Source organism: Hymenobacter siberiensis (assembly GCF_018967865.2).
Classification (GTDB): Bacteria; Bacteroidota; Bacteroidia; order Cytophagales; family Hymenobacteraceae; genus Hymenobacter; species Hymenobacter siberiensis.
In genome coordinates, this window is record NZ_JAHLZY020000001.1 from 1,331,506 (window position 1) to 1,357,646 (window position 26,141).

Genomic DNA, 26,141 nt, shown 5'->3' on the forward strand with positions numbered 1-26,141 from the left:
TACCAATACTACCCACGGCAAGCTAAAGCTTACCGCACAATCCTTATGCACCTATCCTGGCCCGGCGGCCCGCTGCGCGGCACTGCCCAACTTCCGGCTTCCAAGAGTGAAGCCAACCGCGCCCTCATCCTGCAAGCGCTGGCGGGTGGCGGCACTCTCGGCAACCTCTCCGATGCCAACGACACCCAGCTGATGCTGCGCCTGCTGGCCGCCGCGCCCGGCACCGCCGAGCTCAGCGCCGAAGATGCCGGCACGGTCATGCGTTTCCTCACGGCATACCTCACGGTCACGAACTGGCGCGGCCGCCTCACCGGCACTGCCCGCATGCAGCAGCGGCCCATTGCCGTGCTCGTGGATGCGCTGCGCCAAGCCGGAGCCAGCATCAGTTACCTGGGTAATGACGGCTACCCGCCGCTGGAAATCGTCGGCTTCGCAGCCGCTCCCGAAACGACGGAACCTACTGAATTATCCGTGCGCGGTGACATCAGCAGCCAGTACATTTCGGCGCTGCTGATGGTGGGGCCGCGCCTGCCCGGCGGCCTGCGCCTCACGCTCACTGGCCACATTGGCTCGCGTCCCTACATCAACATGACGGTGGCGCTGATGCAGCGTTTCGGGGCCGATTATTCGGCCGCCGGCGACGTGCTCACGGTGCGCCCCGGGCAGTACCGCCCCACCGATTATACAATTGAGTCGGACTGGTCGGCGGCCAGCTACTGGTATTCGTTTGTGGCGCTGGCCCCGGCGGGCTCCGAAATCACGCTGCCCGGCCTGCGCCGCGAATCGCTGCAGGGCGACCAGGCCATTGCCGGGATGATGACCGATTTCGGGGTCGAAACCACTTTCCTGCCCGATGGCGTGCACCTGCGCCAGGTGCCCCTCGCCCCCCAGACCGAAATCCAGACCTTCGATTTCACCGACTGCCCTGACCTCGCCCAGACCGTGGCCGTGGTAGCCGCCGCCCTCAACCGGCCCGTCGACCTGACTGGCCTCGAAAGCCTGCGCATTAAGGAAACCGACCGCATTGCGGCCCTGCAAACCGAGCTGGCCAAATTCGGCGGCGACCTGCGCGACCTCGGCGAAGGCCACTTTCGGGCCGAATCGAGGGAATTTGGTGTGAGCGGCCAGTTGGTGGCTACTTACCACGACCATCGCATGGCCATGGCCTTCGCGCCGCTGGCCATGCGCGGGGGCCTCCGCGTGGAAGCCCCCACGGTGGTGCGCAAGTCCTACCCGCAATTCTGGAAAGAGCTGGCTAAAAGCGGCTTCGCTGTTACGGAAGCTGATTGAAATAGGCGGCCGATTTCAGCAAGCGGCTGCCGTACCAGCTGAACAATTCGCCGTCGACAATTTCAATTTTCGCGGCGGGGCATAGCTGCTGAAATTCAGCCACATGCTTCGCCGCGAACGGATAGGGTTCCGACGAGAGGAAAATACGCTGCGGCGCTACTTGCGCCAGCTGCTCCGCGCTGACTTCGGGGTAGCGCCCTAGCCCGGCGAAGGCATTGGCAAAGCCCGCCCGGTGCAGCATGTCGTCGATAAAAGTGCCCGTGGCGGCCACCATGTAGGGTTTGCGCCAAATGAAATAGGCAACGGAAACAGGCGCCGCCGCGGAAGCGTCGGGAGTAGCCAAAGCAGCAAAAGATGCTGCAATGGTTTCGGCCAGCGTTGCGGCCTTTTCCTTCGCGCCGACAATAAGCCCGACGCGCCGAATCATCTCCAGCGCCTCGGCCAGATTGCTGATATCGCTCAGCCAGACCGGGTAACTGGCAGCCAATTGCTCAATCCCCTCCTGGTAGTTCTCTTCTTTGTTTCCGATAATTAAATCGGGTTTCAGCGCGGCTATTTTCTCGAAATCAAAATTCTTGGTGCCGCCAATAACGCTGGCGTTCATGCGTGCCTCGGCCGGATGAATGCAGAACTTAGTTACGCCCATCACCTTCGCGCCCAGCCCCAAATCAAAGAGCAGTTCCGTTTGCGAAGGCACCAGCGACACAATGCGCTGCGGCGGAAACGGCACCGCCACGCGCCGGTGCATCTGGTCGGTCACGTTGAGGGGAAGGTGTCTGAACCGCGGATTTATCGGATTGGTCGGATTCATCGGATTTTGTGGCTGACTGTTAGTGGATGCCATACGCTATTAGCGAACATAAAAAGAAAAAGCCCGCGTCTGCGGGCTTTTTCTAGCTGATTTGTACCGGTGGATACTGAAAAATCGGCCACAAAATCCGATGAATCCGCGGTTCAGACAAAATACCGGAAGTCCTGCCCGTCCTCGATGCGCAGCAGCGTTTCGTAAATCAGGCGCGTCACGCTGTTCACGTCGTCCTTGTGCACGGTTTCGACGGTGGTGTGCATATACTTGAGGGGCAGCGAAATCAGGGCCGAAGCCACGCCCGAGCCGGAGTAGGCGAAGGCATCCGTATCGGTGCCGGTGGCGCGGGTGGCGGCGGCGCGCTGGAAGGGAATATCCGAGGCCTTGGCGGTGTCGATGATGAGGTCGCGCAGGTTATTTTGCACGGCCGGGCCGTAGGTAATCACCGGGCCCTTGCCGCAGCTAATGTCGCCGGCCGTCTTTTTCTCATACATCGGCGACTGGCTGTCGTGCGTCACGTCGGTGATGATGGCCACGTCGGGCTGGATGCGGTGGGCTACCATTTCGGCCCCGCGCAATCCGATTTCTTCCTGCACTGCATTCACGATGTAGAGGCCGAAGGGCAGCGTTTTGTTGTTTTCCTTCAGCATGCGGGCCACCTCGGCAATCATGAAGCCGCCCACGCGGTTGTCGAGGGCGCGGCCCACGTAAAACTTGTCGTTCAGCACCGTGAATTCGTCCTCAAACGTCACCACGCAACCCACGTGGATGCCCATTTCGGCTACCTCGTCGGCACTGCTCGCGCCGCAGTCCAGAAACACCGTTTCGATGGTTGGGGCCTTGTCCTGCTCCACCTTGCGCACGTGGATGGCGGGCCAGCCGAAAATGCCCTTCACGATGCCCTTTTCGCCGAAGATATTGACGCGCTTGCTCGGGGCCACCAACGGGTCCGAGCCGCCGTTACGGCGCAGGTAGAGGTAGCCTTCCTTGGTGATGTAATTCACGAAGTAGGAAATCTCATCGGCGTGCGCTTCGATAACGACTTTATACTTCGCATCGGGGTTAATCACGCCCACCACCGTGCCGTACGTATCCACGAAATACTCGTCGATATACGGCTTGATGTACTCCAGCCACAGTTTCTGGCCTTCTTTTTCGAAGCCGGTGGGGGAGGGGTTGTTGAGGTAGCTTTGGAGGAATTCGAACGACTCGGGACGCATTATGTAGGGAGTGTTATTAGGATTATAGAACGCCATGCAGAGCGCAGCGAAGCATCTTTACTGCAATAGTAATTAAATAGTATCGCAGTAAAGATGCTTCGCTGCGCTTTGCATGACGTTCAAAGAAGGGGATTCTACAGCGGAATGTTGCCATGCTTCTTACGTGGCATGGTATCAACTTTGTTTTCCAGCATCTTGAAGGCGCGAATCAGCTTCTGGCGCGTCTGCGAGGGCAGAATTACTTCGTCCACAAAGCCGCGGTGGGCGGCGCGGTAGGGCGTGGCAAACTTTTCCTGATACTCGTCTACCTTTTCCTGAAGCTTGGCTTCGGGGTTTTCGGCAGCCGCGATTTCGCGCTTGAAGATGATTTCGGCCGCGCCTTTCGCGCCCATTACGGCGATTTCGGCCGTGGGCCAGGCGTAGTTCATGTCGGCCCCAATGTGCTTGCTGTTCATCACGTCATAGGCGCCGCCGTAGGCTTTGCGGGTAATCACGGTGATGCGCGGCACGGTGGCCTCGCAGAAGGCGTAGAGCAGCTTGGCGCCGTTGGTGATGATGCCACGCCACTCCTGGTCGGTGCCGGGCAGAAAGCCGGGCACGTCTTCCAGCACCAGCAGCGGAATGTTGAACGCATCGCAGAAGCGCACGAAGCGGGCGGCCTTGGTGCTGGCATTAATGTCGAGCACGCCGGCCAGCACGGCCGGCTGGTTGCCCACAATGCCGATGCTGCGGCCCGCCAGCCGCGCAAAGCCCACCACAATATTCTCGGCAAAATTCTGATGGACTTCGAGGAAGGAATTCGCGTCGATAATACCCTCAATCACCTCGCGCATGTCGTAGGGCTGGTTGGCATTGTCGGGAATCAGCTTGTCGAGCACGGGGCGGCTTTCGTCGCCGTTAGCCTCATAAGGCTGCGCGGGGGCAGTTTCCTCGCAGTTCTGCGGCATGTAGCTCAGCAGCTGCTTGATATGCGTGATAGCCGCTACCTCGTTGGCGCACGAAAAATGCGTGACGCCGCTCTTGGCCGAGTGGGTACTGGCGCCGCCCAACTCCTCGCTGGTCACGGTTTCGTGGGTCACCGTTTTCACCACGTTGGGGCCGGTCACAAACATGTAGCTCGTGTGCTCCACCATCAGAATAAAGTCGGTAATGGCCGGCGAGTACACCGCGCCGCCCGCGCAGGGCCCCATAATGGCCGAAAGCTGCGGCACCACGCCGCTGGCCAACGTATTCTTGTAGAAGATGTCGGCGTAGCCACCGAGGCTCACCACGCCCTCCTGAATGCGCGCCCCGCCCGAGTCGTTGAGGCCAATCACGGGCGCACCATTCTTCATGGCGAGGTCCATGATTTTCACGATTTTTTCGGCGTGCGTTTCGCTCAGCGAGCCACCAAATACCGTGAAATCCTGCGAGAAAACGTACACCAGGCGGCCGTTCACGGTGCCGTAGCCCGTTATCACGCCATCGCCGAGGTAGTGCTCCTTATCCAGCCCAAAGTCCTTGGAGCGGTGCATGACGAACTTGCCGATTTCCTCGAAGGAGCCCTCGTCCATCAGCAAATCAACCCGTTCGCGGGCGGTCAGCTTGCCTTTTTTATGTTGAGCATCGATGCGGGCCTGGCCGCCGCCGAGGAGGGCTTCTTCGTTTTTGCGGGCCAGCAATTCGGTTTTGGAGAGGTGGGCGTGGGCGTGCGGGTCGGGCATGAGCAGGGGTTAGCGCGCGGGTGGGATGATTGCGCGGGAGTTGGGTCCCAAAGGTAGGTTATGGCTAGATTACGGAACTCACAAAAAGAACGTCATGCCTCGGCTGCGCTCGGCATGACGTTCTTTTACTTCAGCAGGTCTACAAATTCTTCCCCAGCAACATCATCATAAATGCGTATTGCCGCGCCGTGTCGTCAATCGACTTGAAGCGGCCCGACGCCCCGCCGTGGCCTGCCGCCATGTCGGTGTGCAGCAGCAGCAGGTTCTTGTCGGTTTTCATGGCGCGGAGCTTGGCTACCCACTTAGCCGGCTCGTAATACTGCACCTGCGAATCGTGCAAGCCGGTGGTTACAAGGATATTGGGATAGGCCTGGCGCTTCACGTTGTCGTAGGGCGAGTACGAGAGCATGTATTTAAAATAATCCTCTTCGGCGGGGTTGCCCCACTGGTCGTACTCGCCGGTAGTGAGCGGGATGCTGGGGTCCGACATCGTCGTGACCACATCCACGAATGGCACGGCCGCGATGACGCCCTTGTAGAGGTCAGGCCGCATGTTCAGCACTGCGCCCATGAGCAGGCCGCCAGCGCTGCCGCCCATGGCAAAAAGCTTGTCGGTGGCGGTGAATTGCTGCTTGCCTTTGGCCGTTCCTGTGGTAGCAACCTGCGGCGTAGTGAGGTAGAGCGAGCAGTCGATAAAATCGGTGAAGCTGTTGATTTTGTGGAGCATGCGGCCATCCTCAAACCACTGCCGGCCCATTTCCTGGCCCCCGCGAATGTTGCACAGCGCGTACACGAAGCCCCGGTTCAGCAAGCTCAGCCGGGCGGCGCTGAAGGTGGGGTCCTGCGAGATGCCGTAGGAGCCGTAGGCGTACTGCAGTAGTGGCGCGGTCCCGTCCAGCTTCGTGCCCTTCTTGTACACGATAGACATGGGAATGAACTTGTTATCGCGCGATTTTACGAATATGCGCTCAGTCACGTAGTCGAACTTATTGTAGTTGCCCAGCACCGGCTGCTCCTTAAGTAGTGTGCTGGTGCGAGTGCCCATGTCGTACTCAAAAATGGACGGCGGCGTGGTGAACGAGGTATAATTGTAGCGCAGCACGGGCGTGTCCAGCTCCCGGTTCACACCAATGGTGGCGGTGTAGGCGGGCTCCTCAAACGGCAGATAATGCTCCTGCTTGTCTTTCAGGCTCACTACGCGCAGCTGGCGCAGGCCGCCCTTGCGCTCATTGAGCACCAGATACTCCTTGAATAGCTCGAAATTATCGAGAAAGATTTCGGGGTGCCGGGTCAGCGCATCGGTCCAGGTGGCTTTGCCGGTGGTGGCCACGGGCGTGGTCATCAGGCGGTAGTTGGGGGCCTGCCAGTTGGTGCGAATGTAGAACTTATCTCCCAAGTGCTCAACCTGGTAGAGGTGGTCTTTCTCGCGGCGCTGAAATACCTTGGGCTGTTCGGTAGGCAAGTTGGCGTCTACGTAGCGGAATTCCGACGACAGCGAGCTGGCCAGCTCAATGCCGATGTATTTCCGCGATTTTGAGCGGTTTACGTGTACGTTAAACGTGTTGTCGCGCTCCTCATAAACCAGCGCATCGGCCTTGGGGTCGGTACCCAACACGTGCCGGTACACCTGATAGGGCAGCAGCGTGGTCACGTTCTTTTTGGTGTAAAAAACCGTCTTGTTATCGGCCGCCCACACTACCTCGCCGCCGGTGTTGGCAATGCGCTCGGGGTAGTTTTTGCCAGTGGCGAGGTTCTTAAACCGCAGCGTATAGAGGCGGCGGCTCACGGTATCCACCGAAAAGGCCAGCAACTGGTTGTTGTCGCTCACGGCCCAGTCGCCAATCTGGAAGTAGGTCTGGCCAGTGCCCATCTCATCCCCATTCAGCAGAATTTCCTCCGGATTGATAACGCTGCCTTTCTTGCGGCAGTACACCGGGTATTCCGACGCAAACTCGTAGCGCGAGTAATAGTAGTAGCCGTTGTCGCGGTACGGTTCCGAGGCGTCTTCCTGCTTAATGCGGTTTTTAATTTCCAGGGCCAGCTTCTTCTGGTTTCCCTTGGTACCAGCCATTTGCTGGTCGTAGTAGCTATTCTCCGCGCCCAGGTATTTGAGGACGGCCGGGTCGGTGGGCTGGTTCAGCCAGTAGTAGTTATCGGTGCGGTTAATACCGAAATCGGTAAATACCTTGGGCTTAATGGGGGCCACCGGGGCCGATTGCGCCATTGCGCCGCTGGTAAGGGCAATGCCAGCCCCAGCTAGCGCAGCACGTTGTACAAAATTCATCACAGAAAGAAAGATTAATTGAAAAAGAGGGCCCGAAAGTAACTTGTATACTACGATATTTTTACATGAATTATGCATGTGGGAGTTGTCGTATGCGAGTAGGGCCTTTCGGTCCGACCGGGGCGTACAATTATTGCTGCACGAATATTTAAAGATGTCTTGCTGAGAAATGAGTTGGCCCAAACAACTGCTGCTGGACCCAAGCCGCCGGCAGTGGCTACTACGCTGCAACTGTCGGCAACAGCCCGGCGTAAAGTTCGGCCAGAGCCAGGGTGCAACCTACGCTGGCCAGCGTCAGCTTTTCCTGTAAATCATTGGCTGGCGAGTAGTTCCAGCCGCCTGATTCCTGGCGCGTAAACAACTCCACGGTCACCGTGCGCGGGTCAATCAGCACGTATTCCTGCAGCGACTCAATACTGCGGTAGCGCATAAATTTGTCAATCCGGTCATAATCGGCAGTAGAATCGGAGAGAATTTCAATGAGCACCCTTGGGTTTAGCAGCGACGGCAGGGCCGCATCCGGGTCGTGATATTCCGGCTTGCCGCATACGATAACGACATCAGGGTATGCGTAGGCGCGGGTGATGGGAATATACACGCGGGCATCGCTGGAATACGCCCGGCAGGAAGCCGGCAGACGATTGAATAGTAAGCCACTCACTACGCGCGATAATTCATAATGCGCGGGGCTTGCCCCCGCCCGAAAAGTCGGGTCGAGCACGTTGACTATCTCCGGCGCGCCGACGGGCGTAATCCGGCCATCGGCGTACTCAAACCGGCCCTCAGCGGCGTTATCGAAGGCGAGGTACTCTTCCGGGCTGTACCAGGTTTTGGGAGGAACAACGGGTGGTTCAGGTTGCGAACGGGCAGCAGACATGAATACTATGCTAGAGGATGTGTGGTAAAAATAAGCGAAAAAAGCCGGCCCCATTACTGGAACCGGCTTCTGCTAACGGGCACAGGCTAAGGCATGTGCTACTGGCTTACTTCTTCGCGTCCGCGTCGGGCGTTTCCGGCTTGTCGGCCGGGCGCTCGTCGCTGGCGAGGTTCTGGACCTCGCCGCTCTTGGTAACGGAGAAAACCAGCTCTTCGGCACCTTCGGTGTAGTCGGCGGTGATAACATCGCCGTGTACCACCTGAGCCTTGAGGATTTCCTCGGCAATCGGGTCTTCGATGTACTTCTGGATGGCACGGTTCAGCGGACGAGCACCGTATTTCGGATCGTAGCCTTTATCCGATACAAAATCCTTGGCCGCTTCGGTCAATTCGACACGGTAGCCCAGGGACTGCACCCGCGAGAGGAGCTTGGCCAGGCTGATATCGATGATTTTGTGGATATCCTTTTTGTCCAGTGAATTGAAGACGATGACGTCATCCAAACGGTTGAGGAATTCGGGCGAGAACGTCTTCTTCAGAGCGTTGGTGATGGTGCCCTTGGTCAGCTCGTCCATGTTGTCCTGACGAGCTTTCGTGCCGAAGCCGATGCCGGCACCGAAGTCCTGCAAGTCACGCGCCCCAATGTTCGAGGTCATGATGATGATGGTGTTGCGGAAGTCCACCTTGCGGCCGAGGCCGTCGGTCAGAATACCGTCGTCCAGCACCTGCAGGAGTAGGTTATACACGTCCGGGTGGGCCTTTTCGATTTCATCGAGCAGGATAACCGAGTACGGCTTTCGGCGGATTTTTTCCGTCAGCTGGCCGCCCTCTTCGTAGCCCACGTAGCCGGGAGGCGCGCCCACCAGGCGCGATACGCTGAATTTCTCCATGTACTCCGACATATCCACGCGCACCAGCGCATCTTCTTTGTCGAAGAGGTAAGTAGCCAGCACCTTGGCCAGCTCCGTCTTACCTACGCCCGTCGGGCCGAGGAACACGAATGAGCCGATGGGCTTCTTGGGGTCCTTCAAGCCAACGCGGGTGCGCTGGATGGCTTTCACCAACTGCTTGATGGCTTTGTCCTGACCGATTACTTTGCCCTGCAGCTCCTCGTTCATATTGAGGAGCTTCTGGCTCTCGTTCTGGGCCACGCGCGAAACGGGGATGCCGGTCATCATGGCGATAACCTCGGCCACGTTCTCCTCTTTCACCGTGTAGCGCGTCTTCTTGGTTTCCTCTTCCCACGACTTTTTGGCCGTTTCGAGTTGGTCCAGAAGTTTCTTCTCGGTGTCGCGGAGCTTGGCGGCTTCCTCGTATTTCTGCGATTTCACCACGCGGTTTTTCTCGCCTTTGATGTTCTCAATCTGCTCTTCGAGCGTGAGAATATCCTCAGGCACCACAATGTTGTTGATGTGCACACGGGCGCCGGCTTCATCGAGAATGTCAATGGCCTTGTCCGGCAGGAAACGGTCGGACATGTAGCGGTCCGACAAAAGCACGCACTGCTCAATGGCCTTATCGGTGTACACCACGTGGTGGTGGTCCTGATATTTGTCCTTGATGTTGTGCAGGATTTCGATGGTTTCCTCGGGCGTGGTGGGGTCCACCATCACCATCTGGAAACGACGGGCCAGGGCACCATCCTTCTCGATGTACTGGCGGTACTCGTCCAGCGTGGTAGCGCCAATGCATTGAATCTCGCCCCGAGCCAGGGCTGGCTTGAACATGTTAGAAGCATCGAGCGAGCCCGAAGCACCGCCGGCCCCCACGATGGTGTGGAGCTCGTCAATGAACAGAATCACGTCGGGCGACTTCTCCAACTCGTTCATCACGGCCTTCATGCGCTCTTCGAACTGGCCACGGTACTTGGTGCCGGCCACCAGCGAAGCCAAATCGAGGGTCACTACGCGCTTGTTGAAAAGCACACGGCTTACCTTTTTCTGGATGATGCGCAGGGCGAGGCCTTCGGCAATGGCCGTTTTGCCCACGCCGGGCTCACCAATGAGGATGGGGTTGTTCTTTTTGCGGCGGCTCAGGATTTGGGCTACGCGCTCAATTTCCTTTTCGCGGCCCACAATGGGGTCGAGTTTGTCGTCCTCGGCCATCTTGGTGAGGTCGCGGCCGAAGTTATCGAGCACCGGAGTGCGCGATTTTTCGCCGGGCTTTTTGGCTCCTGCGCCAGCGCCGGTACCGGCACCACGTCCGCCGGGACCCGACGAGCCAAAGAGTTTGTCGTTATCGTCGTCGTCCGTATCGGGCGTGCGGTTTTGCGGGGCAGCGCCGGCGTTACCATGGTAATCCAGCGAGTCGCGCACAGTTTCGTAGTTCACGTTGAATTTGCTGAGAATTTGGGAAGAAATGTTGTCTTCGTCCCGTAGGATGGACAACAGGAGGTGTTCAGTGCCAATGATTTCCGACTTGAAAATCTTGGCTTCCAGGTAGGTGATTTTCAGCACCTTCTCGGTCTGCTTGGTGAGCGGAATCGAGCCGGTGATGCTGGTGCCCTGCGTAGCAGTGTTGCGCGTAGCCTGTTCGAGCGAGAATTTTAGCTCGTCGATGCTTACGCCCAGCTTGCGCAGCAGGCCGAGGGCGGTACCTTCGGCCTCGCGAATCATGCCGAGCAGTAGGTGCTCGGTGCCGATGTAATCGTGGCCGAGACGGATGGCTTCCTCCCGGCTGAGGGAAATCACCTCCTTGACGCGGTTTGAGAATTTAGCTTCCATGCCAATAAACGTAGTGAAAAATCAAATAAGCCCCGCGTCGGGTGAGTAACACGATGTACGGGTTGGGCCGGTATGGCTTACAAACAAGCCGGTTCGGGCGAAGGTTCGGGCAATGTGCGGTAAGCTTTAACTTGCCGTGGAAAATAAGGGCGTCGATGCGTCTTACGTCGGCCGACAAGCTAAAGCTTACCGCACATTAAAAAAACTGCCGGCGGCCGGGCCCTGCGAAAACAGCAAGTCCAGCACACTCAGGTTGGGCTCAAAACCTGGGCCAAACACCTGCGGATAGGGCTGCACCAGCCCGGAGACTGCCGGAGTGTCAGGTTCGGGTGTTTTGATGGCGGCTTTGGGTGTCAGCCAGTCGCGCCGGTCGGCGATAAGCGAAGGAGTAGCAAGCGCAGCATTCTCGGAAGAAAGCTGCGCAGGGTAGTAGGCGTGGTACTCAGTGGTGAGGTGCAGGGGTAGGGTAATGCGGAAGCACTTCAGCAATAAACGCAAAAACCGCTGGTTTAAGTCGAAAAGCAACGCTGGTTTGCTTACGTAAATATCGTGCAGATAGTCGGCGTAATATTCAAAATACGGGCTGTTGCCGTAAGCGGTTTGGAGTGTGCGCCAGTGCTGGTGAATCCAGTTCTGGCGGTAGTCGATTTCGATGGCCGAAACGCTGACCTTTTCGGCCCGGTTGCCGTCGAGCACGGGCACGGTAAGGGGCTTCACTCCCTGCGCCGTGCGAATAAGGCAGCGGTTGCGGTAGGTTTGCTTGCGGTAGTGCTCGTGGGCTTCGATGAGGATGCCATCGGCGTGCATGAGGGCCGCGAAAAGGGCGGCGGGCGGGTGGTAGTGGAGCTCGGTGAGGAATATCATGGGGCGTTCGGGCGGCGGCAGGAGGGCTTGGATAATGTAAAAGAACGTCATGCCGAGCGTAGCTGAGGCATCTCGCAGGGGGGAGAAATCCATCGATTGAGTTACTGCTGCCCGCGAGATGCCTCGGCTACGCTCGGCATGACGTTCTATTTGCTGACGTTGCTTTTACTCGTCGCCGCTTTGGCCTTTGCTCCGTTCAGCATCCAAAAAATAAGCACCCTTAACTACCAGGTGCGTAGTATCGGCCAGCTTATCCAGCGGGCGCACGGCTACCTGGCCCTGGTCGGTGGCGCCGGGCCGGAGGCTGAAGCGGCGGAACGTGCTGCCCTTGGTATCGGATTTTACCTGGTAATAAGCGTAGCTGACTTCGCCGCCGGGCACGAGGGCATCTTCGGGCAGGGTGCGCTGGGGCGTGCGGCCGGTGATGATGCGGGCACTGACGTATTGGCCGGGCAGCAGGGTGGCGGCGGCGGCGGCATCGGGGCCGGTGTCGTGCAGGTGGGCGTGCACGCTCACCGTGTGGCCATCGTCGTCGAAGGCTTTGCCCACGAGGAAGACGGTGGCGGGCAGGGGCCGGGTTCCCGCGCCCTGGGCCGGCACGGTGAAGAGAATGTCCTGGTTCACTTTCACTTTGGCGATATCGCGCTCAAAAACTTTCAGCTCAAGGTGCAAATCGGAGCGGTCGACCAACTCAATCAGCACATCCTGTGGGTTGACGAACTGGCCGGGGTTCACCAGTACGGCCTTCACATAGCCGCCAATGGGCGCGATGAGCGGCACGCTAGGCCGGATGTTGCCCGGGGTGATGCGCCCCGGGTTCAGACCAATGAGGCGGAGCTGGGCGGCAAGGCTGCCAGCGGCGGCCTGCTCGGTGCGCAGCTCGGAAGCAGCCTGCTGCAGCTTGCGCCGCGCGCCCACATCCTCGTCGTTGAGGATTTGTTGGCGGCTGGTTTCCTGTTGGAGAAATACGATGCGGGCCTGGCTCTGGAGGTAGTCCTGCTGTAGCTTGAGGTAGTCGGGGCTGCGCAGGGTGGCGAGCACGCTGCCGCGCTTCACAAACTGGCCGGGCAGCACGGGCAACTGCTGCACGTAGCCGCCCATAATGGCCGTGACGGATACGCGGTGGCTGGGCGGCACGTCAATCTGGCCCGTGGCCTGCACCTCGGTGCCGAGGTCGCGCCGGGTGAAGGTGCCGAGCTCAATACCGGCCGCCTGCATCTGGATTTTGCTGAGGAAAACTTCGTTGGGGGCCCGGGAGGGGGGCGGGGCGGGCTTGTCGGCGGCTTCGTCGGCTTTGCTGCCGCAGGCGATGAGGAAGGGGAGGAGGGCGGCGTAGGGGAGGAATTTCATGGGAGGGGTTTCTTTATGAGTTTATCGGAACAGTCATGCTGAGCGCAGCCGAAGCATCTCGCTCGCATCGTTGCCATAATCTTGATTGCTGCTGCACGCGAGATGCTTCGGCTGCGCTCAGCATGACGTTCTTTTTGTCTGTCAACTAAATCAAGGCGCATCAGTCCCGGCCAGGGCCTGAATGTTGGCCACCAGCTCATTATATTGGCGCAACTGCTCGAAATAGGCCTCCTGAATCTGCCAGGCGGGCTGGGTGTTCACCACGTATTCCACGTACTCGATATCGCCGGCGCGGAAGCTCTTTTCGGCCGTGTCGAGGATAAGGCGGGCTTGTGGCAGCCCGTAGTTCTCGTAATAAAGCAGTGAGGCCTGGGCGCGGGCCAGCTGCTGGCGTAGGGTGCTGAGCTGGGTGCTGAATTGCGTGTTGGCATAAGCCAGCTGCACCTGGGCGGCTTCCTCGCCGATTTTAGCGGCGGCGATGCGGGCACGTTGGGCTCCGCCCAGCAGCGGCACCGCAATGCCGGCCTGAGCCACGCTGAAGCCCCGCTCTTTATTAATGGTCTGGTTGAAGTAGCCGGCGCGCAGGTCGGGCAGGCGGCGGAGCTTTTCGAGGTGGCTTTGCTGCTGGCTGAGGGTGAGCTGCTGCTGATAAAGGGCCAGCGTGGGGTTGACGGCGGGCGTGAGAGAGGCCGTGTCGGCGGCCAGCAGCACGGCGCGGGGGCTGGCGGTGGTGTCGATGCTGGCCAGATTGGGCTGGCCCAGCAGCAGGGCTAGCTGGCGGCGCTGCACCAGCAGCTCGGAGCGCAGGGTGGCGAGGCGGTTTTGCAGCTCGCGGGCGCGGGCCTCGGCCGACACCTGCGCCAGCCGGTTGGTTTCGCCCACCTGGTAGCGGATGCGGGCGGCGCGGGCGGCGCGTTGGTACAGGCTGTCCTGCCGGCGTAGCAGGGCCGCGAGGCGGTAGGTCACCAGCAGGTTATAGTAGCCCGAGCGGATGCTGCGGCTCAGCTCCCGGCGCTGGGCGCGGGCACGGATGGTGCCGACCTCGGCCGTGGTTTGCAGCACCTGGCGCTGGGCTCCGTAAATGGTAGGGAAAGCCGACTGCTGCAGCACGTTGAAGCTATGGTCGTTGAGCGGGCCCGAAATCTGGCCGAACTGGTAGTCGAACACCAGGCGGGGCAGGTCGTAGCCGGTGCGGGTCAGCGCCGCCTGCTGCTGGGCCTGTAGGTTGGTCGACTGCACCAGCGGGTTCTGCGCCAGGCCGGTATTCAGCGCTTGCGAGATGCTGAGCGGCGCATCGGTCGGCGCTTTTTGGGCGCGGGCAGTAGCGGGCAGCAGGGCGGTCAGGGCTACCAGCAGCAAGACCACTGCCGAAACACCTGTTGCTCCTGCCGTGCCAGCATCTTTGGAATCAGGGTTAGCTGGTTTTGAGGCTTCGGCTTTTTTCTTTTCCAGTTCTGCTTTTTCTTGGGCCACGCGCTCAGCTTCGGTTTTGGGTTGGTTGGCCGGCTTCGATTTGCCTTCCGGCGAATCCGACTTTTCATCAGTTGCAGCGGCGGGCTCGCCGCCGGTTTCTTCTTTGATTTTTGCCTCCTCCGCTTCTTCAGCGGCTACTTCGGGGCTGGGCTCCTCGTCTTTCATAAAAAAGGTGTAGAGCACCGGCAGCACTACCAGTGTGAGCAACGTGGCTGTAATCAGCCCGCCGATAACTACGGTGGCCAATGGCTTTTGCACTTCCGCGCCGGCCGAGCCGGACAGTGCCATGGGCAGGAAGCCCAGCGAGGCTACCGCCGCCGTGAGCAGCACCGGCCGGAACCGCTCCTCAGTGGCGCGCAGCACCCGCTCGCGTACTTTGTGCACGCCGGCCGTGGCCAGCTCGTTGAGGCTGGCTACCAGTACGATGCCGTTCAAAACAGCTACGCCAAACAGGGCGATAAAGCCCACGCCGGCCGAGATACTGAACGGCATTCCCCGAATGCCCAGCGCCAGCACGCCGCCAATGGCCGCCAGCGGAATACCCGTAAAAATCAGCAACGCCTCCTTCACCGAGCGGAAAGCCAGGAATAAGAGCATGAAAATCAGGACTAGTGACACCGGCACGGCCACGGCCAGGCGGGCCTTGGCGTGGTTCAGGTTCTCAAACTGGCCCCCGTACACAATGCTGTAGCCGGCGGGCAGGCGCAGGCCACTTTTCAGCTTGCCCTGGATGTCCTGCACCAGGCTCTGCACGTCGCGGCCCCGCACGTTCACGCCGATGTTGACGCGGCGGCGGGCGTCGTCGCGGGAGATTTGGGCCGGGGCTGGTTTCAGGGCCACGGTGGCCACGGCGCTGAGGGGAATCTGGCTGCCGCCGGGCAGCGACACCAGGAGTTGGTTGAGGTCGTCGGGGCCGCGGCGGTGCAGCGAATCGAGGCGCAGCACGAGGTCGAAGCGGCGCTCGCCTTCGTATACCTGGCCGGTGGTCTGGCCCGCAAAAGCAGTTTGCAGCAGCGTGTTCAGGTCCCGCACGCGCAGGCCGTACTGGGCCAGCTTGGCGCGGTCGTAGGTCACGCGCAGCTGGGGCAGGCCGATGATTTGCTCCACCTTAATGTCGCCCACTCCTTGCAGCGGGGCAATGAGCGCGGCAGCCTCGTCGGCCTTGGCTTTCAGGATGTCGAGGTCGTCGCCGTAAATCTTTACCGACACGTCCGACTTCACGCCCGAAATCAACTCGTTGAATCGCATCTGAATGGGCTGCTGAAACTCCAGGCTCACGCCCGGCACGCCGGCCAGGGCGGCCTGCATCTTGTTGGCCAGCTCCTCGCGGGTGCTGGCGCTGGTCCAGTCGGCGTGGTCTTTCAGGATAATCATCTGGTCGGAGTCTTCCAGCGACATGGGGTCGGTAGGGATTTCCGAGGTACCGATTTTGCCCACAATCTGAATGACTTCCGGGAATTTGCTCTTCAGAATGCGCTGAATCCGGCTTGTGAGCAGGATGCTTTCTTCCAGAGATGAGCCCGGGGCCAGCGTCACGTTCATCGCAAAATCGCCCTCGTCGAGCTGCGGAATAAACTCACCGCCCAACCGCGAAAAAACGAAGCCGCCCAGCATCAGCAGCCCCAGGGCCACGCCCACCACCAGCCAGCGCACCCCCAGCGCCGCCCGAATAATAGGGTCGTACAGCTTGTGCAGAAAGCCCACAATGCGGTCGGCCAGGTTGGGTTTTTCGCTGATATTCTTCTTTAGGGCCCAGGCCGTGACGGCCGGCACGTAGGTCAGGCACATAATCATGGCGCCCAGAATGGCGAAGCTCACAGTGAGCGCCATGGGGCGGAACATCTTGCCCTCCACGCCCGTGAGCGAGAGGATGGGCAGGTACACAATCAGGATGATGAGCTGGCCAAACAGGGCCGAGCGCATGAGCCTGTTGGTCACGCCCTCGGTGATGTCGTCCATGGTTTCGTGGGCGGCTTTGAGGCGCTCGTGCAACAGGTGAGCAATGACGGCTTCCACGATAATCACGGCCCCGTCCACGATGAGACCAAAGTCCAAGGCCCCCAGGCTCATTAAATTAGCCGATACGCCGAAGGTCCGCATCATGCCCAGCGCGAAGAGCATACAGAGCGGAATCATGCCCGCCACCACCAGCCCGGCCCGCAGGTTGCCGAGCAGCAGCAGCAGCACCAGCACCACAATCACGCCGCCCTCAATCAGGTTCTTCACCACGGTGTGAATGGCCTTGTCCACCAGCTTGGTGCGGTCGAGGAAGGGCTCTATTTCGAGGCCTTTGGGCATTGATTGCTGAATTTCAGCCACCCGTGCCTTCACGTTTTTAATGGTCACTTCGGAGCTGGCGCCTTTCAGCATGAGCACCACGCCACCCACGGTTTCGCCCAGGCCGTCGCGGTCCATGGCCCCGTAGCGCACGGCGTGGCCGAAGCGCACGGCCGCTACGTCGCGCACCAGCAACGGCGCGCCCCCTTTACCAGCAGTAGCCACGGGCTTCACCACAATGTTGCCGATGTCCTGCAACGACGTGGCCCGCCCCTCGCCCCGAATGAAAAACGCCCGGGGGCCGCGCTCCAGGTAGCTGCCGCCGGCGTTGCCATTGTTGGCCTGCAGGGCTTCGTAGAGTTCGGCCATGCTCACCCCCGCTCCGGCCAGGCGGGCCGGGTCCACGCTCACCTCGTACTGCCGCACGTAGCCGCCGAAGCTGCTCACGTCCACCACGCCGTTCACGCCGGCCAGGCGGCGCTTAACCAGCCAGTCCTGCACCTCGCGCAGCTGGGCCAGGCCATACTGTTTCTCGTAGCCTTTTTTAACTTTGATGGTGTACTGATAAATCTCGCCCAGGCCGGTGGTGATGGGGGCCATGCCCGGCGAGCCAATGCCCTGCCCGAGGTCGGCCTCGGCCACTTTGAGCTTCTCGGCTACCAGCTGCCGGGTGTGGTAGGTGTCCACGTCTTCCTCAAACACCACGGTAATCACCGACAGCCCGAAGCGGGAAATAGACCGGATTTCCGTGACGCCCGGGATGGTGCGCAGCTGTAGTTCGAGCGGCACGGTGATGAGCTGCTCCACTTCCTGCGCCGCCAGCGCGGGGCTTTGAGTGATAACCTGGACTTGGTTGTTGGTAACATCCGGAATGGCATCGAGCGGCAGGCTAGCCGCCGAAAACACGCCCCAGGCTACCAGCCCAGCCAGCATGAGGGCCACCAGCAGCTTATTACGAATGCTGAAATTAACAATTGCCGAAATCATGCGATACGGTGCAAGGTCGCGTCGTCCAGACGCAGCCAGTGGCCGGCCCGGAAGGCGCTAAAAATCCAATAAGAGAGGGGAGGGGACCGAAATTCGGAGCCGGAGCCGATTTAGGCACGGGCACACTGCGTCCGGGGGCGCGGCTGGGCTAGGCTCGGGGCGGCTGGCCCAGCAAGCTGCCGAAAGTGAAGGCGTAGCGCGGCGCGGCTGCAGCGCGATAGGCCGGCGCAACGGCCGTTTCGGGCCGGGTCGCAAATACCAGCCGGGTAACGGGAGCTACCACAAAACTGAGCGTGACGCAGCCGTGGTGGCAGCGCAGGGGCAGATTGTGGTGGTCCTGCTGGTGGCGCGGCGAGAGCGTACAGCCGGCATAATGCTTGGTGCCCGCGCCGTAATGCTCGGCAATGAACTGGCCGAAATTCAGCCCGCCGCCCGCCGCCGAGTGGTGGTATTGGTAATGCTCGACCAGCTGCGGCAGCTTGGCCAGCTCGCCCAAATCATTCTCGGGCACGAAGCTGCCCAGCAGCATCAGTATTCCCAGAAAGAAGGCAAGTGGTGCGCGCATATCGGGGGAGAAACGGCCGGACCGGGCGAAAGTTTGCCGCAACCGGCAAATTAAGTTAATCTTAAGTCGTGGCAGCTAATGGGAGGAACGTACAAAGAACGGCACGGTTCTGCAGATGTCTTGGCACATTCCGGATACCCTCCCATCTCCCACCGTACTTTTGCTCCATGCGCTACCTGCTGACCTGCCTTATTGTCCTCGCCGCGCTGGCCGCCCAGGCCGGCCCGCCGCTGCTGCTGCTCGACGTGGCCCGCTTTCGCAACCTGAATAAGGTGGAGAAAGGGGCTGAAGTGGAAATCTACGTAACCGTGCCCACGCAGTCGCTCATGTACCGGCAGCGGGCTCCCAAGGCGTTTCAGTCGTCGGCTCTCGTCACGCTCGATATTTTGAAAGCCGACGGCTCCTCCGCCTATCACGAAGTCATCACCCTGAAGCCGCCGGTGCTCACCGATACTACTATTGCCATCAAAAACCCGCAGAGCTTCCTCAAGCGCATCCTGCTGCCCGATGGCAAATACACCCTGCGCGGCACCTTGAAAGACCAATACCGCAGCACCGGTAGCGAAACCGTCGTGGAAAAGCCGCTGGTGCTGGAAGCGCCCACCGGTCCGTTTCTGACTGATGTGGTGCTGCTCTCGCGCCCCGCCGCCCGCAGCGGGGGCGATGATAATTTCGCCCGGGGCGGCTACCGCCTCACTCGTGCGCCTGGTGGCAGCTACGGCCGGGGGGCTGATAACGTGTTCTTCTACACCGAATTGCATAATGCGCCCGTGGGCCAGGCCCTGCGCGTGCACTACCACCTCACCACCCCCGACGGCTCAGCCGCCGACGCCGACGCCACCCTCACGCCCCAATCAGGCCGCCCCACCAGCGTCGCCGGGCAGTTGCCCATGGGGCCGCTGCCCGATGGCCCGTTCACCCTGTTTGTGGAAGTGTACGGCGGCCCCGGCAACAAAAAGCTGCTGGCCGGCCACCGCGTCATCGGCGAGCACTCCGCCGCCGAATTCGCGCCCGCCGGGGCCGCCGTGCCCCGTTAAGCATGGCCACCAAAGGAACTCCCGCCACCACCGGCCGGCCCTACGCCTGGTACTTCGAGCCGCTGTGGTGGCTGCTGCTGGGTCTGGCGCACCTGCCGCTGGCGGTGCTGTACGTATTTGCCGAAGCTATTTATTTCCTGCTGGCTTACGTGGTGCGCTACCGCTGGCGCGTGGTCACGGAAAACCTGCGCAACTCGTTCCCGGAGAAAAGCCCGGCCGAAATTGAGCGCACCGGCAAGGCATTTTACCGGCATTTTGCGCAGGTGGTGGTCGAGATTCTGAAGCTGGCCGCCATTTCACGGGAGGAACTGGCCCGGCGCATGCGCTTCACCAACCCGGAGCTGATGACGAATCATTTTGCCGAAAACCGGCTGGTGCTTTCGTTGGGCTCGCACATGGGCAACTGGGAGTGGATTCTGAACGGCGCGGCGCTGGAGTTTCCCGGCCGGGCTGCCGGCGTGTATAAGCCGCTCAACAACCTGTTTTTCGAAACGCTGATGCGTCGCCTGCGCACCCGTTTCGGGGCCGATGCCGTGCCCATGCTGGCCACGCTGCGCTACCTGGTGGCGCACCGGAGCGAGGGCCGCACCCTTAGCCTGCTCACTGACCAGGCCGCTGGCCCCGAAGACCGGCCCTACTGGACCCAGTTCCTGAACCAGGACACCAGCTTCTACACCAGCGCCGACCGCCTGGCCGTGCAGCTCGACTGCGCCGTGCTCTACGTGGGCATCCGCCGCGTGCGGCGCGGATATTACGAAGTCACCTTCACCGAGCTGCCTGATGGTCGGGCCGTAAAGGAGGCACCCGTCGGCACGTTTCCCGTCACCGAAGCCTTCGCCCGGCAACTGGAAACGGATATGCGGGCTTCGCCCGAGCAGTATCTGTGGACGCACCGGCGCTGGAAGCATAAGCGAAACCTCACCCCCTGACCCCTGCCGGGCTGCGGAGAGGGGACACCGGTTCGGGTAGACAAAAACAAAAAGGGTCCAACGCACTGCGTTGGACCCTTTTTTTGGAAAAATTTGTCAGAAGCCAATCCGGTTCCTCCTCTCCGCAGGAGAGCGGGGCAGGGGGTGAGGTGAACGTCGGGCGGTGAGGTTGACGCCTACAAATACTGCTCAATATCGCCCGCGCCCTGGCGGATGAGCTCGAAGTCGTCGTTGGTGCAGTCGATGATGGTGCTGGGCACGTTGTTGCCGAAGCCGCCGTCGATGACGAGGTCGACCAGGTTTCGGTATTTCTCGAAAATCAGGTCCGGGTCGGTTACGTACTCGTCGATGGTGTTTTCGTCCTCGCGCACCGAGGTACTCACGATGGGGTTGCCGAGCTCCTTCACCAGCTGGCGGATAATCTGATTGTCCGGCACGCGGATGCCCACGGTTTTGCGCTTGGTGCCGCCGAAGCGGGGGGCGTTGGCGCTGGCCTCAAAAATGAAGGTGAACGGGCCGGGCAGGGCTTTTTTAATGACTTTGTACGTCTCCGTGGTGATGCCGTGGGCGTAGTCAGAAATGTGCGACAGGTCGTAGCAGATGAAGCTCAGGTTGGCCTTTTCGGGGAAGAGCTTTTTGATGCGGCAAACTTTTTCTACAGCTTTGGCATTGGTCACGTCGCAACCGATTCCATAGACCGTATCGGTGGGGTAAATAATGACTCCCCCTTTGCGCAATACGTCAACGGCTTGCTGAATGCGGCTTTGCGGCGGATTGTCGGGGTGGATGCGGAGAAGGGTGGCGGGCATGGATACGGCTGATGAGTAATAAATTAGAGACGTAATGCGGCGGCGTAGCGGCCGCGGCCTTCGGCGGTGGGCAACCTGCCAGACCAAAGGCGCGGGCAAGGTACTACGCCTAGCCGAAATGAAACAACTCAACCACCGCCCGTGCCTTCCGGTTGCGGGGCTTCGTACTTTTGGCGCCGCTCCCCCGATTCTCTTTTCAACTCCCATGGCCCAACCCGCTCAAAAGTCCATCCTCGAACGCCGCGACGACGCCCTCAAACGCCGCAAGCGCTGGGGCGCCGTGAGTGTTGTTTTCACGCTCGCGCTGGTCTGCTTCTCTTATTATTTCTACCAGGTGTTCTTCACCGCCAACATCGAAACCAGGGGTAAACCCACCTACGTCATCGTGCATCGCGGCGACGACTGGCAGGCAGCCCTGAAGACAATCGACGCCACCGGCACCGTGGTCGATAAGCTCTCGCTGCACTTCGTAGCCAAGCTCATGAAATACCCGCAGCACGTGAAGCCCGGCCGCTACGAGCTCAAGGATGGTTTCACCAACCGGCAGCTCATCAATGTACTGAAAGCCGGAATTCAGTCGCCGCTCAAGCTCACGTTCACTAACGTGCGCCTGCGCCGTGAGCTGGCCGACAAGCTCTCGACCCAGATTGACGCTCGTCCCGCCACCATCGACTCGCTGCTGGCCAGCCCGAGCTACACCCGCAGCCTGGGTTTCGACACCACCACGGTGCTCAGTATGTTCATCCCCAACACCTACGAGCTGTATTGGAACACTTCGGCTACCAATCTCATGCAGCGCATGAAGAAGGAGTACGAGAAGTTCTGGACCCCCGCCCGCGACGCCGAACGCGAAAAGCTCCATCTCACCCGCGCCCAGGTGAGCATCCTGGCCAGCATCGTGGAGGCCGAGCAGCAGCAGCACGCCGACGAGCGCCCCCGCATTGCCGGCGTGTACCTCAACCGCCTGAAAAAAGGCATAAAGCTGCAGGCCGACCCCACCGTGGTGTATGCCAACCGCGACTTCACCATTAAGCGCGTGCTCAACGTGCACCTACAAAAGGACTCGCCCTACAACACCTACAAGTACGCTGGCCTGCCGCCCGGCCCCATCAACCTGCCCAGCATCGCCAGCATCGACGCCGTGCTGAAGCCGGAGAGCAACAACTACTTGTATTTCTGCGCCAAGGAGGATTTCAGCGGCTACCACGCTTTTGCGCCGAATGAAACGGAGCACATTGCCAACGCCCGGAGATACCAGGCGGCGCTGAATCGGGCGGGTATCAAATAGTTGCCATAGAACGTCATGCAGAGCTTAGCATCTTGCCCGCAGTTACTAATCCATGACGCTTTTACGATTTATTAGTGGTGGCGGGCAAGATGCTTCGCTGCGCTCTGCATGACGTTCTGATTCTTTCCGTATGTACACCTCCGATATCCAAATCCGCGTGCGCTACGCCGAAACCGACCAGATGGGCTACGTCTATCACGGCAACTACGCGGCGTATTTTGAAGTGGCCCGCACCGAGGCATTCCGCAAGCTTGGCATTAATTACAAAGACATGGAGGCCGATGGCGTGGGCATGCCGGTGGGGGAGCTGCGTACCAAATTCCGCCGCCCCGCCCGCTACGACGACCTCCTGACCGTGCGCCTGCTGCTGCGCCAGCCGCCCGAAGGTGCCCGCGTGCTGTTCGAGTATGAAATTTACAACGAGGCCGGCCAACTGCTCACCGAGGGTCACACGCTCATGGTATTTGTGAAAACCACTACCGGCCGGCCCGTGGCCATGCCCGCCAACATTCAGGAACGCCTGCTGCCGTACTTTAGCGAAGATGAGTTCGATAGCCCCGTGCTGCCCACGCCCGGGGCCATTCCGCCCGATGCGCCTGCCCCGGCGGCGTTTCGTAAATGAAAGGGTTGAGCTTTGAATGTTAAGGGTTAAATTTCTCAACCCGCCGAGCCACTCAAACCTCAACTCTCAAAATTTAACCCTGCCTTTGAAAGCCCCCGCCGCCATTCGTCGTGCCCGCTTCCCCGATGTGCGCCAGCAACGGCCCTACCGGCGGATGATTGTGGGCCTGAAGCGGCTGCGGCTGCCCGGCGGCCAGGCCTCCCTCTACGACTTGCTCGACCGCATCCTGCACGAGCTGCGGCTCGACTCGCTGGAGAAGCGCGCCGCCTACATGGCCTTCAACCTCACGGTGGCCTTATTCCCCACTATCATCTTCCTGTTCACGCTCATTCCGTACATTCCCGTGCCGAACCTGAGCGTGGACATCCTCCAGTTTCTGGCCGATTTCATGCCCCGCGAGCTGTACGCGGCCACGGCCAGCACCATCGAGGACATCGTGAACATCCCGCACGGCGGCCTGCTCTCCTTCGGCTTCGGCACGGCGCTGGTGCTCAGCTCCAACGGCATCATGGCCCTGCTCGATGCCTTCGAGAAAAAATACCCGTGGTTTAAGCACCGCAGCTACCTGCGCAAGCGCATGATTGCCACCGCCCTGACGTTTGGGCTGGCCCTGATACTGCTGCTTTCTATTGCGGGCATCTTCTTTGGTACCTATCTCATCGATGGGCTGGTGTTCTATGAAGTCGTGCCCGAGCGATTCACCGATTTGGTGCTCACCCTCATCCGCTACGGCTCGCTGCTGGGGCTGTTTCTGAGCACTACCTGCGTGATTTACTACTTCGTGCCGCCCGTGCACGACAAGTGGCCGCTGGTGTCGGCCGGGGCCATTGTGGCCACGCTGCTCATCTTTCTGGTGTCTTTTTTATTCACGCTCTACGTTCGCATTTTCGACTCCTACAACCATTTCTACGGTTCCATCGGGGCGTTGGTGGGCTTCATGGTCTGGCTCGAATTTGTATGCATGACCCTGATTATCGGGTTTGAAGTGAACGTGAGTATGGATGCTGTGACCGGTCGCCGCCGCAAGATGCTGGAAGAGCAATTGAAAATGAAAAACGAAAAATGAGGAATTGGTTTTGAGGATGATAGCAGAAATTTTAAGAAAAATTCTTCAATCCTACTTCTCCATTCCGCATTCCTTTCTACTTTTGCACTCCCCAATCACTCGGGGTCCTTATAGAGAGGTGGCAGAGTGGTCGAATGCGACGGTTTCGAAAACCGTTATACCGGCAACGGTATCGGGGGTTCGAATCCCCCCTTCTCTACAAAAAGGCTTTTTCTACGCTGGAAAAAGCCTTTTTTGTTGCTTTACCAACCACAGCGCACGAGTAACTGACCCAGAGAGCTGGCAGAGTGGTCGATTGCGGCGGTCTTGAAAACCGCTGACTGTAACAGGTCCGGGGGTTCGAATCCCTCGCTCTCTACATCCTATAAACCCCGTTTCCAAGCTGGAAACGGGGTTTTTGATTTTTTGCCTTAGCGGTGGCCGCGCCCGTTGCGCCGTAGCCACCAGCCCGGCAGGCCGGAGTACCTTTGCCGCTCCTTACTATTCCCGCAACCCTCCCGATGAACGGTACCGAACCGGCCAGCCCCAGCGCTTTCGACAAAGCCCGCACCGGGCTATGGACCAGCCTCCAGAAGCACCTGGCCACGGTGTACGCGGCCGAAACCGCGTTTGCCAGGGCCGTGGCTTTCACCGATACGTTCCCCTTTGCCACCTCGGCGGCCAGCGAGGAGCAGCTACAGGAGTACGAGCAGCAGCGCCGCGCCCTGCGCGACCTGTTCACCGACGAAACCACGCAGCTCGATACCCTCGTCAAAGCCATTCGCCTCAAGGGCTACGCCGAGGATGAGAAGAAGCAGCTCTACCTGCTGCTGCTGGGCTACATGGACATTGCCACGAGCATTTTTGAACGGCTGCACACGCAGGTGCTCACGCGCCAGCCCGCCGACGAGGACCTGGCGCAGACCACCGACCGGTTTGGGCGGGTTCAGAAGTTTGCCCGGCTCAACATTAAAGGAATCGCGGGCCTGTTGGGCGGGTTCTGAGGCGAGGCGCCGGGGAAGTTGGTCGGGAGAGTTGGCGGCTTGGTCGACGGTTTCGCAGCGTATTTTAGGGGTAAGATATTGGAGGGTAATTGATTGGTGAAAAAAGAGGTTTTGGGTGATTTCCGGCACTGGCACAGGCCTTGCATTTGGAGATACAGATGCGTCACAATCTCCATTCACTCTTCAACTTCCTCTTCGTTATGAAATCCTACCTGCTTTCGCTCCTCGCCACCGGCCTGCTATTCGTTTCAACTGCTGCCTCGGCCGCTCCTGCTTTCGACCACGACCACGATAAATACCCGCGCCCAAACACGTCGCCATTAACGGTTCCCTCGACGGTGAGCAGCGCCCCGAGGCCCTCAGGGGTGAGGGTGGCGATGAGCGTCCCGTTCGGACCGCCGTGCAGCGGCACGGCCTGGCCCAGACGCTGGCCGGTTGGGGCCCGGCCGTAGCGGCGGCAATAGGTCAGGTTCGTGCTCGTCTCATCCACGAAGACAAAACGAGTCACCTCTTCTTCCTGGATGGCTTCGATAAACAAGCGGCGCAAGGCGACGACGCGCGCGGTATCGCGTTCAGCGGCGTGGACGCTTTTTTTTGCGTCCCCAGCCCAGGCGTTCCACGGCCTGCCACACGGCCGTGCGCTGCAACGAGGGGCCGCCGGCCGCCACCAGCGCCTGCCCGATTTCGGCCAGCGTGGCATCGGGTTGCGCCCGCAGGCAGGCCAGCAAGGCGCTCGTCGTCCGCCGCGTCCAGGCGCGGGACCGGGCCGGGATGACGGGGCAACTCGGCCACCGAGCCGCTCGTGCGTTGGCGGCGCAAGAGCTTGTCGGTGAACGATAGGGACACGTAAAAACGAGCCGCGACCTGGTCTGTTTTGGCCCCCGGCTCGGCGCATGCCGCCGCCACGCGTTCCCGCAAATCTTGTGAATATGCTTTCATTTCCGAATATATGCCTAAAGCTAAAGCACGTACAATATCTTCGAAACTGCT

20 protein-coding genes and 2 tRNA genes are annotated in these 26,141 nt (G+C 60.1%); 9 read left to right on the forward strand and 13 right to left on the reverse strand.

Features of this window, described 5'->3' with window-relative positions; all coding sequences use genetic code 11:
• Nucleotides 1-45 precede the first annotated feature (45 nt).
• Nucleotides 46-1,290 (forward strand): 3-phosphoshikimate 1-carboxyvinyltransferase, encoded by a 1,245-nt coding sequence (locus KQ659_RS05865; protein WP_216689781.1) that lies wholly within the window; start codon nucleotides 46-48, stop codon nucleotides 1,288-1,290.
• Here the strand turns inward: KQ659_RS05865 and KQ659_RS05870 are convergent.
• The 10 genes from KQ659_RS05870 to KQ659_RS05915 form a co-directional block, all read right to left on the reverse strand.
• Nucleotides 1,274-2,134 carry an ABC transporter substrate-binding protein gene (locus KQ659_RS05870; protein WP_317197791.1) on the reverse strand — a complete coding sequence of 287 codons (861 nt, stop codon included), beginning with the start codon at nucleotides 2,132-2,134 and terminating at the stop codon, nucleotides 1,274-1,276. The genes KQ659_RS05865 and KQ659_RS05870 overlap by 17 nt on opposite strands.
• 110 nt (nucleotides 2,135-2,244) lie before the next feature.
• Nucleotides 2,245-3,315, reverse strand: a complete 1,071-nt coding sequence (locus KQ659_RS05875; RefSeq protein ID WP_216689779.1) for a M42 family metallopeptidase — start codon at nucleotides 3,313-3,315, stop codon at nucleotides 2,245-2,247.
• Between the two features lie 134 nt (nucleotides 3,316-3,449).
• The gene (locus tag KQ659_RS05880; protein ID WP_216689777.1) at nucleotides 3,450-5,018 is read right to left on the reverse strand and encodes an acyl-CoA carboxylase subunit beta; all 1,569 of its coding nucleotides are present in this window, start codon (nucleotides 5,016-5,018) and stop codon (nucleotides 3,450-3,452) included.
• 139 nt (nucleotides 5,019-5,157) lie between these two features.
• Complete coding sequence (locus KQ659_RS05885) at nucleotides 5,158-7,302, reverse strand: S9 family peptidase (RefSeq protein ID WP_226915635.1); 2,145 nt, start codon at nucleotides 7,300-7,302, stop codon at nucleotides 5,158-5,160.
• Between the two features lie 220 nt (nucleotides 7,303-7,522).
• A complete protein-coding gene (locus tag KQ659_RS05890; RefSeq protein ID WP_216689775.1) occupies nucleotides 7,523-8,179 on the reverse strand; it encodes a Uma2 family endonuclease in 657 nt (218 codons plus the stop codon).
• A 106-nt stretch (nucleotides 8,180-8,285) separates the two neighbouring features.
• A complete protein-coding gene (locus KQ659_RS05895; RefSeq protein ID WP_216689773.1) occupies nucleotides 8,286-10,901 on the reverse strand; it encodes an ATP-dependent Clp protease ATP-binding subunit in 2,616 nt (871 codons plus the stop codon).
• A 186-nt stretch (nucleotides 10,902-11,087) separates the two neighbouring features.
• Entirely contained in the window at nucleotides 11,088-11,858 is a 771-nt protein-coding gene (locus KQ659_RS05900) for a WbqC family protein (RefSeq protein ID WP_226929855.1), read from the reverse strand.
• A 72-nt stretch (nucleotides 11,859-11,930) separates the two neighbouring features.
• A complete protein-coding gene (locus tag KQ659_RS05905; RefSeq protein WP_216689771.1) occupies nucleotides 11,931-13,115 on the reverse strand; it encodes an efflux RND transporter periplasmic adaptor subunit in 1,185 nt (394 codons plus the stop codon).
• A gap of 150 nt (nucleotides 13,116-13,265) precedes the next feature.
• Complete coding sequence (locus KQ659_RS05910) at nucleotides 13,266-17,852, reverse strand: CusA/CzcA family heavy metal efflux RND transporter (RefSeq protein WP_216689769.1); 4,587 nt, start codon at nucleotides 17,850-17,852, stop codon at nucleotides 13,266-13,268.
• Between the two features lie 148 nt (nucleotides 17,853-18,000).
• Nucleotides 18,001-18,417: a hypothetical protein gene (locus KQ659_RS05915; protein WP_216689766.1), complete on the reverse strand. Its 417-nt coding sequence runs from the start codon at nucleotides 18,415-18,417 to the stop codon at nucleotides 18,001-18,003.
• A gap of 167 nt (nucleotides 18,418-18,584) precedes the next feature.
• On the opposite strand from KQ659_RS05915, the gene KQ659_RS05920 reads away from it, so the two are divergent.
• Entirely contained in the window at nucleotides 18,585-19,454 is an 870-nt protein-coding gene (locus tag KQ659_RS05920; RefSeq protein ID WP_216689764.1) for a hypothetical protein, read from the forward strand.
• Between the two features lie 2 nt (nucleotides 19,455-19,456).
• On the forward strand, nucleotides 19,457-20,383 hold the full coding sequence (locus KQ659_RS05925; RefSeq protein ID WP_226929858.1) for a lysophospholipid acyltransferase family protein: 927 nt from the start codon (nucleotides 19,457-19,459) through the stop codon (nucleotides 20,381-20,383).
• Nucleotides 20,384-20,559: 176 nt separating this feature from the next.
• Here the strand turns inward: KQ659_RS05925 and KQ659_RS05930 are convergent, their stop codons facing one another.
• Complete coding sequence (locus tag KQ659_RS05930; protein WP_216689763.1) at nucleotides 20,560-21,192, reverse strand: L-threonylcarbamoyladenylate synthase; 633 nt, start codon at nucleotides 21,190-21,192, stop codon at nucleotides 20,560-20,562.
• Between the two features lie 205 nt (nucleotides 21,193-21,397).
• On the opposite strand from KQ659_RS05930, the gene mltG reads away from it, so the two are divergent.
• The 6 genes from mltG (at nucleotide 21,398) to KQ659_RS05960 (ending at nucleotide 25,151) form a co-directional block, all read left to right on the forward strand.
• On the forward strand, nucleotides 21,398-22,480 hold the full coding sequence (gene mltG / locus KQ659_RS05935) for an endolytic transglycosylase MltG (RefSeq protein WP_216689762.1): 1,083 nt from the start codon (nucleotides 21,398-21,400) through the stop codon (nucleotides 22,478-22,480).
• A 130-nt stretch (nucleotides 22,481-22,610) separates the two neighbouring features.
• The gene (locus KQ659_RS05940) at nucleotides 22,611-23,102 is read left to right on the forward strand and encodes an acyl-CoA thioesterase (RefSeq protein ID WP_216689760.1); all 492 of its coding nucleotides are present in this window, start codon (nucleotides 22,611-22,613) and stop codon (nucleotides 23,100-23,102) included.
• 85 nt (nucleotides 23,103-23,187) lie between these two features.
• The gene (locus KQ659_RS05945) at nucleotides 23,188-24,168 is read left to right on the forward strand and encodes a YihY/virulence factor BrkB family protein (protein ID WP_226915632.1); all 981 of its coding nucleotides are present in this window, start codon (nucleotides 23,188-23,190) and stop codon (nucleotides 24,166-24,168) included.
• Nucleotides 24,169-24,280: 112 nt separating this feature from the next.
• Nucleotides 24,281-24,367, forward strand: a tRNA-Ser gene (locus KQ659_RS05950).
• A 74-nt stretch (nucleotides 24,368-24,441) separates the two neighbouring features.
• Nucleotides 24,442-24,526 (forward strand) — tRNA-Ser (locus tag KQ659_RS05955).
• A 142-nt stretch (nucleotides 24,527-24,668) separates the two neighbouring features.
• Nucleotides 24,669-25,151, forward strand: a complete 483-nt coding sequence (locus KQ659_RS05960) for a hypothetical protein (RefSeq protein ID WP_216689756.1) — start codon at nucleotides 24,669-24,671, stop codon at nucleotides 25,149-25,151.
• A 208-nt stretch (nucleotides 25,152-25,359) separates the two neighbouring features.
• Here KQ659_RS05960 and KQ659_RS05965 read toward each other — a convergent pair whose 3' ends face one another.
• Nucleotides 25,360-25,659, reverse strand: a complete 300-nt coding sequence (locus KQ659_RS05965; protein WP_226929859.1) for a transposase — start codon at nucleotides 25,657-25,659, stop codon at nucleotides 25,360-25,362.
• A 64-nt stretch (nucleotides 25,660-25,723) separates the two neighbouring features.
• Nucleotides 25,724-25,879 (reverse strand): hypothetical protein, encoded by a 156-nt coding sequence (locus KQ659_RS05970; protein ID WP_216689754.1) that lies wholly within the window; start codon nucleotides 25,877-25,879, stop codon nucleotides 25,724-25,726.
• Nucleotides 25,880-26,141 lie beyond the last annotated feature (262 nt).

What these genes read in the sequence shown, in the direction of transcription:
- KQ659_RS05925 (WP_226929858.1), top strand. Translation starts at nt 19,457, where the DNA reads ATGGCCACCAAAGGAACTCCCGCCACCACCGGCCGGCCCTACGCCTGG.
- mltG (WP_216689762.1), top strand. Translation starts at nt 21,398, where the DNA reads ATGGCCCAACCCGCTCAAAAGTCCATCCTCGAACGCCGCGACGACGCC.
- KQ659_RS05905 (WP_216689771.1), bottom strand. Translation starts at nt 13,115, where the DNA reads ATGAAATTCCTCCCCTACGCCGCCCTCCTCCCCTTCCTCATCGCCTGC.
- KQ659_RS05875 (WP_216689779.1), bottom strand. Translation starts at nt 3,315, where the DNA reads ATGCGTCCCGAGTCGTTCGAATTCCTCCAAAGCTACCTCAACAACCCC.
- KQ659_RS05930 (WP_216689763.1), bottom strand. Translation starts at nt 21,192, where the DNA reads ATGCCCGCCACCCTTCTCCGCATCCACCCCGACAATCCGCCGCAAAGC.
- KQ659_RS05910 (WP_216689769.1), bottom strand. Translation starts at nt 17,852, where the DNA reads ATGATTTCGGCAATTGTTAATTTCAGCATTCGTAATAAGCTGCTGGTG.
- KQ659_RS05940 (WP_216689760.1), top strand. Translation starts at nt 22,611, where the DNA reads ATGTACACCTCCGATATCCAAATCCGCGTGCGCTACGCCGAAACCGAC.
- KQ659_RS05920 (WP_216689764.1), top strand. Translation starts at nt 18,585, where the DNA reads ATGCGCTACCTGCTGACCTGCCTTATTGTCCTCGCCGCGCTGGCCGCC.
- KQ659_RS05890 (WP_216689775.1), bottom strand. Translation starts at nt 8,179, where the DNA reads ATGTCTGCTGCCCGTTCGCAACCTGAACCACCCGTTGTTCCTCCCAAA.
- KQ659_RS05960 (WP_216689756.1), top strand. Translation starts at nt 24,669, where the DNA reads ATGAACGGTACCGAACCGGCCAGCCCCAGCGCTTTCGACAAAGCCCGC.
- KQ659_RS05900 (WP_226929855.1), bottom strand. Translation starts at nt 11,858, where the DNA reads ATGGATTTCTCCCCCCTGCGAGATGCCTCAGCTACGCTCGGCATGACG.
- KQ659_RS05865 (WP_216689781.1), top strand. Translation starts at nt 46, where the DNA reads ATGCACCTATCCTGGCCCGGCGGCCCGCTGCGCGGCACTGCCCAACTT.
- KQ659_RS05915 (WP_216689766.1), bottom strand. Translation starts at nt 18,417, where the DNA reads ATGCGCGCACCACTTGCCTTCTTTCTGGGAATACTGATGCTGCTGGGC.
- KQ659_RS05870 (WP_317197791.1), bottom strand. Translation starts at nt 2,134, where the DNA reads ATGGCATCCACTAACAGTCAGCCACAAAATCCGATGAATCCGACCAAT.
- KQ659_RS05895 (WP_216689773.1), bottom strand. Translation starts at nt 10,901, where the DNA reads ATGGAAGCTAAATTCTCAAACCGCGTCAAGGAGGTGATTTCCCTCAGC.
- KQ659_RS05880 (WP_216689777.1), bottom strand. Translation starts at nt 5,018, where the DNA reads ATGCCCGACCCGCACGCCCACGCCCACCTCTCCAAAACCGAATTGCTG.
- KQ659_RS05885 (WP_226915635.1), bottom strand. Translation starts at nt 7,302, where the DNA reads ATGAATTTTGTACAACGTGCTGCGCTAGCTGGGGCTGGCATTGCCCTT.